This is a genomic window from Nitratireductor lacus (assembly GCF_056431025.1).
The window spans coordinates 173,195-185,321 of the sequence record NZ_JBWKMB010000002.1 but is presented as its reverse complement, the minus strand read 5'-3'; the positions used below and the strand labels follow the sequence as shown (position 1 = coordinate 185,321).

Annotated in this window: 13 protein-coding genes; 7 read left to right on the top strand and 6 right to left on the bottom strand. The window is 62.4% G+C overall.

Annotation, left to right across the window (positions count from 1 at the left end):
• Positions 1–104: 104 nt before the first annotated feature.
• Positions 105–1,475 carry a cytochrome P450 gene (locus tag AC07E3_RS02670; RefSeq protein ID WP_478360224.1) on the bottom strand — a complete coding sequence of 457 codons (1,371 nt, stop codon included), beginning with the start codon at positions 1,473–1,475 and terminating at the stop codon, positions 105–107.
• 165 nt (positions 1,476–1,640) lie between these two features.
• On the opposite strand from AC07E3_RS02670, the gene AC07E3_RS02665 reads away from it, so the two are divergent.
• Complete coding sequence (locus tag AC07E3_RS02665) at positions 1,641–1,838, top strand: CsbD family protein (RefSeq protein ID WP_223004629.1); 198 nt, start codon at positions 1,641–1,643, stop codon at positions 1,836–1,838.
• A 77-nt stretch (positions 1,839–1,915) separates the two neighbouring features.
• Here the strand turns inward: AC07E3_RS02665 and aztD are convergent, their stop codons facing one another.
• Together aztD and znuA are read right to left on the bottom strand one after the other, a co-directional pair.
• Positions 1,916–3,139 (bottom strand): zinc metallochaperone AztD, encoded by a 1,224-nt coding sequence (gene aztD / locus AC07E3_RS02660; protein ID WP_478360223.1) that lies wholly within the window; start codon positions 3,137–3,139, stop codon positions 1,916–1,918.
• A 415-nt stretch (positions 3,140–3,554) separates the two neighbouring features.
• Positions 3,555–4,622 carry a zinc ABC transporter substrate-binding protein ZnuA gene (znuA, locus tag AC07E3_RS02655; protein ID WP_478360222.1) on the bottom strand — a complete coding sequence of 356 codons (1,068 nt, stop codon included), beginning with the start codon at positions 4,620–4,622 and terminating at the stop codon, positions 3,555–3,557.
• Between the two features lie 156 nt (positions 4,623–4,778).
• Here znuA and AC07E3_RS02650 point away from each other — a divergent pair, with 156 nt between their 5' ends.
• The 3 genes from AC07E3_RS02650 to AC07E3_RS02640 are packed head-to-tail and all read left to right on the top strand — an operon-like array spanning position 4,779 to position 6,866.
• Entirely contained in the window at positions 4,779–5,651 is an 873-nt protein-coding gene (locus AC07E3_RS02650) for a metal ABC transporter ATP-binding protein (protein ID WP_336071830.1), read from the top strand.
• Positions 5,581–6,474 (top strand): zinc ABC transporter permease subunit ZnuB, encoded by an 894-nt coding sequence (znuB, locus tag AC07E3_RS02645; protein ID WP_418793237.1) that lies wholly within the window; start codon positions 5,581–5,583, stop codon positions 6,472–6,474. Before AC07E3_RS02650 ends, znuB begins: the two co-directional genes overlap by 71 nt.
• Positions 6,471–6,866, top strand: coding sequence for a Fur family transcriptional regulator (locus AC07E3_RS02640; protein ID WP_223004625.1), 396 nt, complete (start codon positions 6,471–6,473; stop codon positions 6,864–6,866). The genes znuB and AC07E3_RS02640 overlap by 4 nt, the downstream gene beginning before the upstream one ends.
• A gap of 12 nt (positions 6,867–6,878) precedes the next feature.
• Here AC07E3_RS02640 and AC07E3_RS02635 read toward each other — a convergent pair whose 3' ends face one another.
• On the bottom strand, positions 6,879–7,814 hold the full coding sequence (locus tag AC07E3_RS02635) for an Abi family protein (protein WP_478360221.1): 936 nt from the start codon (positions 7,812–7,814) through the stop codon (positions 6,879–6,881).
• A 189-nt stretch (positions 7,815–8,003) separates the two neighbouring features.
• On the opposite strand from AC07E3_RS02635, the gene AC07E3_RS02630 reads away from it, so the two are divergent.
• From AC07E3_RS02630 to AC07E3_RS02620, 3 genes are read left to right on the top strand one after another with little or no spacing between them, the layout of a single operon-like run.
• The gene (locus AC07E3_RS02630; protein WP_478360220.1) at positions 8,004–8,462 is read left to right on the top strand and encodes an Rrf2 family transcriptional regulator; all 459 of its coding nucleotides are present in this window, start codon (positions 8,004–8,006) and stop codon (positions 8,460–8,462) included.
• A 2-nt stretch (positions 8,463–8,464) separates the two neighbouring features.
• Positions 8,465–9,352 (top strand): NAD(P)/FAD-dependent oxidoreductase, encoded by an 888-nt coding sequence (locus AC07E3_RS02625; RefSeq protein ID WP_478360219.1) that lies wholly within the window; start codon positions 8,465–8,467, stop codon positions 9,350–9,352.
• Positions 9,353–9,360: 8 nt separating this feature from the next.
• Positions 9,361–10,050 carry a class I SAM-dependent methyltransferase gene (locus AC07E3_RS02620; protein WP_478360218.1) on the top strand — a complete coding sequence of 230 codons (690 nt, stop codon included), beginning with the start codon at positions 9,361–9,363 and terminating at the stop codon, positions 10,048–10,050.
• On the opposite strand, the gene AC07E3_RS02615 is transcribed toward AC07E3_RS02620, so the two are convergent.
• Both AC07E3_RS02615 and hisD read right to left on the bottom strand, forming a co-directional pair.
• Positions 10,043–10,585: a P-loop NTPase family protein gene (locus AC07E3_RS02615; RefSeq protein ID WP_478360217.1), complete on the bottom strand. Its 543-nt coding sequence runs from the start codon at positions 10,583–10,585 to the stop codon at positions 10,043–10,045. The genes AC07E3_RS02620 and AC07E3_RS02615 overlap by 8 nt on opposite strands.
• A gap of 102 nt (positions 10,586–10,687) precedes the next feature.
• Positions 10,688–12,019, bottom strand: coding sequence for a histidinol dehydrogenase (gene hisD / locus AC07E3_RS02610; RefSeq protein ID WP_478360216.1), 1,332 nt, complete (start codon positions 12,017–12,019; stop codon positions 10,688–10,690).
• Between the last annotated feature and the right edge of the window lie 108 nt (positions 12,020–12,127).

Sequence of the window (12,127 nt, the reverse complement as noted above, 5' to 3'; positions counted from 1 at the left end):
CGCTTCTACTCCCTCGTCGTCCTATGTCTTGATCATAGGATGACGAGGGTTTGGGGTTGTGGGGAGAAAGCGGCTCTGGTGGTGATCCTTATTCTGAAGCCGTTTCAGCGGCGGGTGACGCGCATGGGCAGGCCGCCCTGGGGCTGGGTGGTGAGCTTCTGGACAGGCCAGGGCTTCGTTTCCGGCAGCGTGTCGAAGCGGAAGCGGGAGAGGAGAATGGCGAGCGCAATGACCGCTTCCTGCATGGCGAAACTGGCGCCGATGCACACGCGCGGGCCGGCGCCGAAGGGCAGATATTGATAGCGGTCGAGCTCTTCGCGGTTCCCGGGGTGGAAACGCGACGGCATGAAGGCATCCGGCTCCGCCCATAACAGCCGGTGGCGATGGACCGTCCACGGCATGACCAGAACCTGCGCACCCCTGACGATGGTGAAATCGCGGTAGCGATCTTCCGCTAGCGCTTCGCGGTTTATCGAGGGCGCGGGTGGATAAAGCCGCATCGCCTCCTCGAAGGCGGCGCGGGTGAAGGGCATGGCATCGAGCCAGCGAACGGGATCGGGTTCGCGGGCGAGCACCGCATCGATCTCAGCCTCGACCTTTTCGCGCTCCCACGGGGCTGAGGCGAGGCAGTAGATCGTCCAGCCGAGTGCGCGCGCCGTGGTCTCGTGGCCGGCACCGATGAAGGTGATGATGTTGTCCTCGATCTCCGCACGGGTGAGGCCTTCCGGCCCCTCGGCGCGCAGGAGGAGCGTGAGGAAATCTTCCGGCACGTCGTGGCCGGACGCCATCTTCTCGCGGCGCATGGCCATCGTCTCGGCGACGATGTCGCGGAAGAACTTTAGCGAATTGCGGCCCAGAAGACGCGTGATGCGCGGGAGCCAGTCGGGTGCGCCCAGAAGATCGAGCGGGTCGACGCGGCCCATGGTCTCGAACAGGCGATCCACCTGATGCGCGAAACTGCCGGGCTCGCCGGCGATCTCGCCGGAAAAGAGCGTCTCGGCGAGAATGTCGAAGGTGAGCAGCGTCATGTCGCGGGAGACATCGACCGGCTCGTCTGCGTTTTCGTATCGTGCGACGAAGGCCTGGGTGCGCTCGAGCATCGGCCTGGCGAAGCCGGCGATGTGGCGCGGGGTGAAGACCGGCGCCATGGCCTTGCGCGAACGACGCCAGACCGCGCCTTCCGCCGTTAGCAGGCCATCGCGCAGGATGGGGCGCAGGATCTTCTGGCGCACGCGGGCCATCCTGTAGTTTTTCGCATTGTCGACGAGGACATGGCGGATGAGGCCCGGATCATTGGCGATGACGAGCGGGCCGCCGATCGTGTTGTCGATGGAAATCCACGGTTCGTTGTAGGAGGGCTCGCCCCACAGTTCGAGCGGATTGCGATAGACGATGCGCATCATCTCGAAAGTAGAGGGCGGGCTGGTGCGCGGGCGCGGCGCAGGCGGCACGAAAGGCGCGGGCTGGCTTTCCATCAAAGGTTCCTTTCCCGCTTAATCTAGGGACAGGAGCCCCGGCGTTCAAATCGGCATATGGCGAAAACAAGGCGGGAACCACATCGTGCCTCGCGCATTATCGAGCCACCTAGGCCGATGACCTCAACCGGAGTGCACTCCTTTCAAAAGCGGAAGGATACCGACATGAATTGGAATCAGATCGAAGGCAATTGGGAACAGTTCAAGGGCAAGGTCCAGCAGCACTGGGGCAAGCTCACCAATGACGACCTGGATGTCGTTCGCGGCAACCGCAAAGAGCTCGCCGGCAAGCTGCAGGAACGCTACGGCAAGGCTGAGGAAGAGGCCGAGCGCGAGATCGACGACTGGCTTTCCCGTCACTGATCGAACCATGGCATGAAAATGCAAAGCCCCGCCGGAAAGAAAGGCGGGGCTTTGTTTTTTGCGGGGTTGGCCCGCGATCAGTGGTTTTCGTGGCTTTCGCCCGAGCCGCCGACGGCGACGATGTTGTAGGGCATGCCCTCGACCGCTATGTCGCGGGCCTTCTCGAAGCTCGCAGCATCGACGGCATGGACAACGCTTTTGAGCGGGTCGGTGACCACGATCTCGTCATGCGTGACGGCAATGCGCGGGCGCGGGTCTGACCAGTGACCGTCCATGGAATAGGGTGCGGTCAGCTCAAGCGACTGGTCGATCTTGCCGGACAGGACATTGATGCGGTTGAGCTTGCCGTCCTCGGTGAAGACATAGGCGAATTTGGGCCGCACCGGGTCCACCACGAAATGCACGGCACGCACGGGAAGCTCGATCAGGCGGAAGGCGTCTTCATCTTCCGGGTCGATCAGCACGAGATTGGACTTGCCGAAATTTCCGAGGAAATACTGCAGCGCCTTGCCGCCGGCGAGCGTGGAGACCTTGAGGTCGTCCGGCAGACCGTCGGTATAGGCAATGTGACGGATTTCAGGAACCGCACTGCGTCCGCCCGTGACGAGCAGCAGGCCCGTATCGCAGGCGATTGCCGTGATGTTGCCCGAAGTCGCCTCACCGTGCAAACCGGGGCAGGCAACGGATTCGCCGATGGCTGCGCCCTTTGCATCCACCACCTGTACACCCTCGGGCAGTTCGCTCGGGTCTTTGCTGTTGGGCACTGTGACGATTGCGTGTGCGCCATAGGGGATCACAACGCCATGGTGCGGTGCCGAGGTCGTGATTTCGCGGATGTCGGGCTTTCCCTCGGTGACCGCCTTCTCCGACACAAGCCGCGCAACGCCTTCGCCATCGAAGAAGAGCGCGATCTCGCCATAATGCGCCACGAAATGCACCGGGCGCTCGCCGTCGACAGAGCCTTCCAGCGCCCTGGGTGCCGTGACCTCGATATCGGCATGGTCGCCATGGTCGTCGAAGTGAATGCCGGTCGAGAAAGCCGTGACCGTGTTGGCATCGCGCTGGACGGCGAAGACGGTTTCATTGCTCTCGGTCGCATAGATGCGGGCCGGAGCTTTAAGCGAGAAGGTTTCAATCGTCTCGCCCTTTTCCGCATCGAGCACGCGAAGCTCCGGCGCGGTGTGATCGGCGATGAAGAGGCGCCACGCCTCGTGATCGTCCGCGTGAACGGGCTGGATGGCGGCGAGCGCCGTGCCCAGTGCGAGAACGCCCGTGTTCATAAGACGGTTGAACGGTCGCATTGCAATTCTCCTTACTGTTATAACGTTTCGACATCAGGTTGAAATCTTGCTGCGCCCCCCAACGGGGGGGGCTGTGTGTGTTGGGGGCATGGGCACCCCTGAAGGCCCCTTGGGGACCGACACCTTTGCCGGTTCTGAAGTCTGCTTTTGAGAAGGGCTGGATGTGCGCAGACCCGTGCGCCGATACCGCCCTCCCCCGATGTTCGATCATGAGCGCCATGGCCCAGTGAACGGCGCCCGGAACAGGCACTGTCTGAACCGGGCGCCCGCCTGACCCTGGGGGCTTGTGTGCCAGGCGATCCCCTTGGCTTTGCCGGCCGTGGGCCGGGACGTTCATCGTTTTGCCGAAACGCTGACGCGGCGGCGGCACCCAATCCCCGGCAATCGCGGAAGGAATCCGATTTCCGCTTTTTCCTTACTTCGTCAGACAGCCCCTGAAGGAAGCCGCCATGCCGCGCATCAGCTCGAAATAGAGATCCGGGCCATCGGCGATCTCGGCACCGAGCGGATCGAGAACACCAGATCTGGCATTGGTTCCCTCGGTGACGACTTCCACGAGACGTGGCTCGAACTGGGGTTCGGCGAAGACGCAGGCGGCGTCGAGTTCGCTGACCTTTGTGCGGATTTCATCCACGCGCTGTGCTCCGGGGATGACTTCCGGGCTGACCGTGATGGACCCCGCCGCGGCAAGGCCGAAGCGCTTTTCGAAATACTGATAGGCATCGTGGAAAACGATGAAGGGACGCTCTTTCACCGGCTCCAGCCCGGCTGCGATTTCCGTTTCCAGCGCCTCGATGCGCTCGTTGAGCCTTGCCGCATTGGCTGCGTAGGTTGAGGCATTCCCGGCGTCGGCTTCGCTCAGGGCCTCGGCGATGGCATTGACGATGCTTTTCGCATTTTCCGGGTCGAGCCAGATATGCGCGTCCGGGCCATGATCGTGGTGGTCGTGTCCCTCATGTGCTTCGTCGTCATGTGCATCGTCGTCATGGGCATGGTCATCATGGGCATGGTCCGTTTCGGCGTGATCCTTCTCACCCTCCTCGTGATCATGGCCTTCCTCATGATCACCATGACCGTCTTCATCGCCGTGGGAATGCGCTTCGAACGCCCCGCCCTCGCGCATGTCGAGAAGCGTGATGCCTTCGCTTTCGGAGAGGCTTACCAGCTTTGCCTCGCCGGCCAGCGTCTCAAGCGGCTTCGCCAGAAAGACCTCCAGATTGGGGCCGACCCAGAATACCACATCGGCAGCGGCCAGCATGCGCGCCTGGGAGGGACGCATGGAATAGGTGTGCGGCGAGCCGGCGCCCTGCAGGATGAGCTGCGGCTCGCCGACACCTTCCATCACCCCGGCCACCAGGGAGTGCACCGGCTTGATGGAAGCCACGACCTCCAGATCGGCTGCGGAAGCGCCGGTTGCCCCGGCCGAAGCAAGCAGCGTGAGGGCGGATGCTGCGGCAGCGAGGGAAAGGCGAAACGATTTCATGGCTGGCTCCTGTCAGGCGTCGAACGAACAGACGGACATGCAGCCACAACACCGGCTCTCCACTTGGCCCTTGCTGGCGCAAATGTTATGACATTACATATCCTTGCGTTACGCTATAACGTGTGCCATATCCGCTGACAAGTCGGAAAAATTCACATGCTGGAAAAATCAAAATCATTGGCACAGACCTCCAGCGACATGCTGGTGGAGATGCACAATGCCGGGGTCAGCCGCGGCGGGCGCTGGCTGGTGCGCGGGGTTGACCTTTCGGTGCGGCGAGGCGAGATCGTGACGCTGATCGGGCCCAACGGATCCGGCAAGAGCACGACGGCCAAGACGGCGATCGGCATCATCCAGCCGAGCGAGGGCCATGTGCACCGGGCAGGCACGCTGAGAGTGGGCTATGTGCCGCAGAAAGTGGCGCTCGACTGGACGCTCCCGCTCAGTGTGGAACGGCTGATGACGCTGACGGCACCGGCAGGCCGGCAGGAGATCCGTGCCGCTCTTGAGGCTGCGGGCGTGGGGCATCTGGCGGAGCGGCAGGTGGCTGCCCTTTCCGGTGGCGAATTCCAGCGCGCGCTTCTGGCCCGCGCCATGCTGCGCAAACCGGACCTTCTGGTGCTCGACGAGCCGGTTCAGGGCGTGGATTTCACGGGCGAGGTGGCGCTCTACGAGCTGATCCGCGACATAAGGGACCGGACGGGCTGCGGCATACTGATGATCTCGCACGACCTGCACATCGTGATGGCCGACACCGACACGGTGATCTGCCTGAACGGCCATGTGTGCTGCCGTGGCGAACCGCAGAGCGTGATGGACAGCCCCGAATACAGAAAACTGTTCGGCACGCGCGCCGCAGAATCGCTGGCGCTCTATCGCCACCACCATGACCACACGCATCTGGCCGACGGCCGTGTGCGCCATGCCGATGGAACGATCACCGAGCACTGCCACAAGGATGACGGTCACCACCACCATGACCATGCGGGCTCCGAAGCGCCGGCAAAGGGGGGCAGCGATGCTCGATGATTTCTTTATCCGCGCGCTTGTCGCCGGTGTCGGCCTTGCCCTGGTGACGGGTCCGCTCGGCTGTTTCGTCGTGTGGCGGCGCATGGCCTATTTCGGCGACACGATGGCGCATTCCGCACTTCTGGGCGTGGCGCTGTCTCTGGTCATGGACATCAACCTCATGGTGGGCGTGTTCCTGGTGGCCGCACTTGCCTCGCTGGCGCTCATCTTCCTGGAACGGCGGCGGGCGCTTTCCACCGACGCGCTGCTCGGCATTCTGTCGCATTCCACCCTTGCGCTCGGCCTTGTCATGGTCGCCTTCATGACGTGGGTGCGGGTGGACCTGATGGGCTTTCTGTTCGGCGACATTCTCGCGGTGTCGAAGGCCGATATTGCGGTGATCTATGCCGGGGGAGCGGCAGTGACTGCCCTGCTCGTCTGGCTGTGGCGGCCGCTACTGGCAGCCACGGTCAACCCAGACATCGCGCAGGCCGAGGGGTTGAAGCCCGAACGCTCGCGCCTCGTCTTCATGCTGTTGATGGCGGCGGTGATTGCCATTGCCATGAAGCTTGTGGGCATCCTGCTCATCACCGCACTGCTGATCATCCCGGCGGCCACGGCGCGCCGCTTTGCCAGCGGGCCGGAGGTCATGGCCGTGCTCGCCGCGCTGATCGGTGCATTTTCGGTTGTCGGCGGGCTGACGGCGTCGCTGCAATTCGATACACCTTCGGGACCGTCCATCGTGGTGGCGGCGCTCGTGCTCTTCCTTCTGAGCCTGACGCCCTCACCCATGGCGAAAGGTGAAGCGCCCTCCGATACACCCTCTACGGAGACAAAACCATGAGTGCCGATCTGACACGCAACCAGGCGCTGGTGATGAAAACGCTTTCCGGCGCAGAGGCTCCGCTCAGCGCCTACACGATCCTCGACCGTCTGCGCGGCGACGGGCTGCGCGCGCCGCTGCAGGTCTATCGCGCGCTCGAAAAACTGACGGAGCTGGGGCTGGTGCACCGGCTGGAGAGCCTCAACGCCTTCGTCGCCTGCGCGCATCCCAACTGCCATGAACAGGAACTGATCGCCTTTGCCATCTGCGAGGCCTGCGGCAAGGTGGAAGAGTTTTCCGACGACGTGGTGAAGGACCGGCTCGATGGCTGGACCCGCTCGCACGGTTTCAGGCCGGCCAAGACGACAATCGAGATTCGTGGCAATTGCAGCGGGTGTGCGGGCGGAAAATAGCGAACGATTGCTCTATCGCTGTCCCGTTTGCACCCAAGCAGGGCGTTGCCTCCAATCCCCGGGAAAGCCCATGTCGCGGCGATGCTCAGAAGATACCCCTTCCAAGAGCCCCCTTAACCTCATCCGAAAGCTGCTGTCGGTTCGCTGATGATCCAAGAGGCGCAATAGTACAATCAGAACATTGTATATGTGATTGTCGTTCTGGCGCTGTCCCTTGTGTTCAACCAGTACCAGATCATTGTTCCAGTGATTGATTTTGGGTATGCGCTTCAGGATACGACGATTCCATAGTCGAGCGTGATGCGCGCATATATTCCGCACAAAAGACAAAACCTGCAGAACGCCCTCTGTGACCTGCCCGGATGGCAATCCCAAATCCGCCGCAACAGCCGATTTAACGCTGCTGTCTTTTGTTGCCTGAAACCATTTCGACAGTTCGCCCAATGACATCAGTTCCGTGGCAGCCCAAAGGGGTGGAGAGTAGGGCTCCGTGTACTTGCCTTTATAGTGAATTACAAAAGTCTCTTTAGAAGAGTCGACTGATCGCGCTAATCGTACAAGCTGCTCACTGTGACGCAATCCATCGCCAAACAGGCTGTGGTCCAGATGAGCGTGTGCACCATACTTATGGACCAGTCGATAGGTCCAACGTGAGCGCAGATGAATTTCGATACGCTCTATTGCCTCCATTAGAAGAAGGCGCAACCGTCGATCAAAAATATATGTATCTCTAATGCTGTTGAAATGCGTGCCTGCTTTGAAACGTTTACTGCGAACCTTGCCTTCTGGAGCCACTTCTTCGTGTGGAAGCCAATAAGTGCTCATCCGGTAGTAACCGACTGATGCAAGCCACAACTCCGCATCTTCCCGCGATGGGACCGCCATCCCCCGCTCGATCAACAGGTCGACTTGCTCAGCAATACCCGTCGGTGTCTTGGAGTATTTCACTGTACCGCAGTGCAGATAAAAGGAACCCCCCGGTATTGAGCTCAGTTTTACAACTGATCGCCTGGGGGGTGTTGTTATAAGCATAGATACACACGCAATGCTCACCTGTCAAGAATCCGACCTGAACGATTACATGGAAGCAAGCTTCTCCCCTTGACGCATGCCTCGAATCGTAACTACATAAGTTACATGAAACGAGACAGCCGCCTTTCCTCCGTCCTGCATGCGCTGCTTCACATGCACGAAGCGGACGGGGCGATGACATCCGAGACGCTGGCCAAGTGCCTCGGCACCAATCCCGTGGTCGTGCGGCGCACGATGGGGCTGTTGCGCAAGGCGGGGATCGTGACGTCGGATCGCGGGCCGGCCGGCGGATGGCGCATCGCGGCAGACCTCAGGACCGTCACGCTCCGGCAGTTGCATGCTGCCCTGGGCGAGCCCGCATTCTTTGCCATCGGAAACCGCAATGAGACGCCCGAATGCCTGGTTGAGCAGGCGGTCAATGCGGCGCTCGACGACACATTCATCAAGGCAGAAGCGCTGCTTCTGGAGCGATTCTCTCAAATCACGCTTGCCGACCTCGCCGCCGATTTCTCTAGACGGTACGCCGAGCGCCGCAGGCAGGGGGCCCAGGGTCAGGACCTATGAATATGAAACAGGATGTCATCATCATCGGCGGCAGCTATGCCGGCATGGCCGCGGCGCTGCAGCTTGCCAGAGCGCGGCGCAGGGTGCTGGTTATCGATGCGGGCGAAAGACGGAATCGTGCGGCCAGGCACTCCCACGGATTTCTGAGCCGCGACGGCGCCGATCCGGCACAGATCGCGCTGGAGGCCCGGCGTCAATTGCAGGCATATCCAACCGTGAACATGATCACCGCCCGCGCCACTGCCGTTTCCGGCGAGCGCGACCGGTTTGTCGTCGAATGCGCTGATGGCGCGCACCATCCCGGCCGCCGGGTTATCTTTGCCACGGGCGTGCGCGACCATCTGCCGGCCATCGAGGGCATGGCAGAGCGCTGGGGCCGTCACATTTTCCATTGCCCTTACTGCCATGGGTATGAGCTGAACCAGGGGCGCATTGGCGTGATCGGCAGCGGCGAAATGTCGACCCATCAGGCCGAGCTTCTGACCGAGTGGGGTGAGGTCACCTTCCTGCCCAACGATGCGCTGACGCTCGACCCGGAGACAAGGGAGAGGCTCATCCAGCGCGGTGCAAACATCGAAACGACCGGCATCGCACGCATCGCCAATGACGCGGATGTGGAACTTGCGGACGGGCGGGTCCTCTCTTTTTCGGGGCTCTTTGTGGCGCCGCGGGTGGAGCCGGCCAGCAACCTTCCAGTAGCGTTTGGCTGTGCGCTTCAGGAGACGCCGATGGGGACGCAGGTCGAAACGGATGCGTCCAAGGAAACCAGCGTTTCGGGCGCCTTTGCCTGCGGCGATGTCGCGCTGGTGCCGCATTCCGTTTCGCTTGCCGTGGCGGACGGGGCGATGGCCGGCGCGCAGGTTCACCGCTCGCTGGTCTGGCCCGGATAGGACGCGACATGCCTCCTTCACAGATGACAGCCACCACTCCGGCAGACGGGTATGAGGAGCGGGTGATGCGGCAGGTACCGGGCCTTGCCGACATGCATCGCATGGCCGGTATTCTTCTCGCAGAGCATGTTCCGCAGAAGGGCCGCGTTCTTGTGCTGGGTGCGGGCGGCGGAGTTGAGCTTCGGGCCTTCGCACTCGCCCATCCCGGCTGGCGCTTCGAGGGAGTGGACCCTTCTGCCGATATGCTGGCGCTGGCCCGTGCCACGCTTGGCGACCTGCAAAACCGGGTTACCTTCCGCCAGGGCTATATCGAGGACGCACCCGAGAAGCGTTTCGATGGCGCCTCCTGCTTCCTCACCCTGCATTTTCTGCCGCGTGAGGCCCGGCTCGACACGCTGCGGACGCTGCATTCCCGGCTTCAGCCCGGAGCGCCGCTTGTCGTGGCACATCACAGCTTTCCCATCGAAACGCCAGCCGGCGAACGCTGGCTCAGGCGCAATGCGGCCTTTCACGCAGCATCGGGTGAGGTATCGGGCAAGGTGATGGCCCAGATCGCAGCGATGCGACAGAACCTGCCCGCATTGGCACCGGAGGAAGATGAAGCCCTGCTGGCGGAAGCCGGTTTCGGCGATATCGAGCTTTTCTATGCGGGCTTCAGCTTCAGGGGCTGGGTGTGCCGCGCGCTCCCCTCTATCTGACCGGGGACTGAAGCTCCCAGGCGTGGTAGAGATCATTCAGCGCGCGGGCCGTCCGGCATTCAACGGCTGGCAGGCCGGACCTGCGAACAACATCTGCGTATTTGGCATCGCTGTTGCGGGTCTTGACGAGGATCCAGTGGATCATCTCCCATTTGATGCTGTCCTGCGCGCCTTCCAGATGCCCGGCGCGGTCAGCCCGGTTGACCAGCGTGCGCTTCAGATAGCGCCCGATGCGCAGCCACGGGCTGGACGTGATGAGGATGATGCCGGTGGCGCGAGCCAGCCGCTGCGGCATGAGGCGGGAGTAGTTTCCTTCCATCACCCAGTATTCTTCCTCAATCGCCGCATCGTGCAAAGCCCTGAACTCGGCCTCCGGCCGCGTCTGCCAGTCGGTGCCCGGCAGATGCTGTAGCTGATCGAGATGGACCGCCGGAAGCCCGAGTTTTTCGGACAGGGCGAGAGCCAGCGTTGATTTACCCGCGTTGGACGGGCCGAGAATGACAATGCGCTCGCCGAGCGATGCAAGGGGCAGCATGGGAACACCGGTGGGTTGCAAGGGGCGGTTGCAATGCGCTTTGCAGATGGTTCTGTCAAGCGTTGCGCGCTGGTTGCGTTTCCTTGAAGGCCGCTTCGCGCTCTACTCGCCCTTCTCCACGTGATTGTTCCTGAGCTTCGTCACCGCATTTCCATGGGCGTCGAAGCCCTCATAGCGGGCAAAGCGCAGCGTATGAGGCGCGAACTCGGCATAGCCCTGTGCGGTCACGTGCCCGATGGACGAGGTTTTCATGAAGTCGTGCACGCCGAGCGGCGAGTGCGCGCGCGCCATGCCGGAGGTCGGCAGGACGGCGTTCGGCCCCATCGCGTAATTGGCCATGGAGCCCGCCGCATATTCGCCCAGCAGGATTTCCGACGCATTGCGGACGCGCGACAGATACTCGAACGGCGTCTTGGACAGGATCTGCAGATGCTCGGGCGCGTAGTCGTTGACGAAGGCGAACGCCTCTTCCGGCGTGTCGGCCAGAACGATACCGCCGCTTGTGCCGCCCAGAACATCGGAAGAATAGCGCACGCGCTCGGCGCTCATCTCGGCCCAGTATTTCGGCAGTGCGTCGCGCACCTTTTCCGCGACCTCGCGCGACCAGGTGACGAAGAAGTTGGAGCTGTCGCTGCCGTGTTCGGCCTCGACCAGAAGGTCGAGCGCCGCGATCTCGGGATCGGCGCTCTCATCGGCCAGCACGATGCTCTCGGTCGGGCCGGCAGGAAGCCGCGAGGCGATCTGGCCCTGAAGCAGGCGCTTGGCGGCGGCGATCCACGGGCTGCCGGGGCCTTCGAACTTGGCGCAGCGCGGCACCGTGTCCGTGCCGAAGGCTGCGGCGGCGACGGCCTGACCGCCACCGGCCTTGTAGACGTGTTTCACGCCGGCAATGCGCGCGGCAACCAGCGTCGCCGCATCCACCTTGCCGTCCGGTCCGGGCGGGGTGAGCACGATGGGCATCGGCACGCCGGCCACCACGGCCGGGATCGCCGTCATGAGCGTCATGGAGGGGAAGGTGCCCTTGCCGCGCGGCGAATAGAGCGCAACGCTGTCGATGGGTGTGGCGCGCTCGCCCACCAGCACGCCGGGGCGGATTTCCTTCATCCACATTTCCTGCGGGCGCTGCGCCTCGTGGAAACGGCGGATGTTGTCGGCGCAGAATTCCAGCGTCTCGATCATCTCCGGATCGAGCGCCTTGAAGGCGGCTTCGAAATCCTCCTCCGTCGCCGCGATCTCGTCGGGCTCTACCTGTGCCTTGTCGAACATGCGCGCGAAGCGGGAGAGCGCCACATCGCCTTCCTTGCGCACCGCCTCTACGATGGGCGCGACATTCTCCAGGAAATGGGTGAGATCGTCTTCCGTTCGCGTCAAGAGCGTCTTGCGCTCTTCAGCAGACAGTTTCGACAGTTCGTGCCAGGCAACGCGGTTCGACATTTTCACCCACCAGTTCAAAGGATGCGTTTCGGCGCCACGTATAAATCATTTTCGGGCGAGGCATAGGGTCAGGACCAATCAAATCGGCAAGATTGACCGGCCACGACC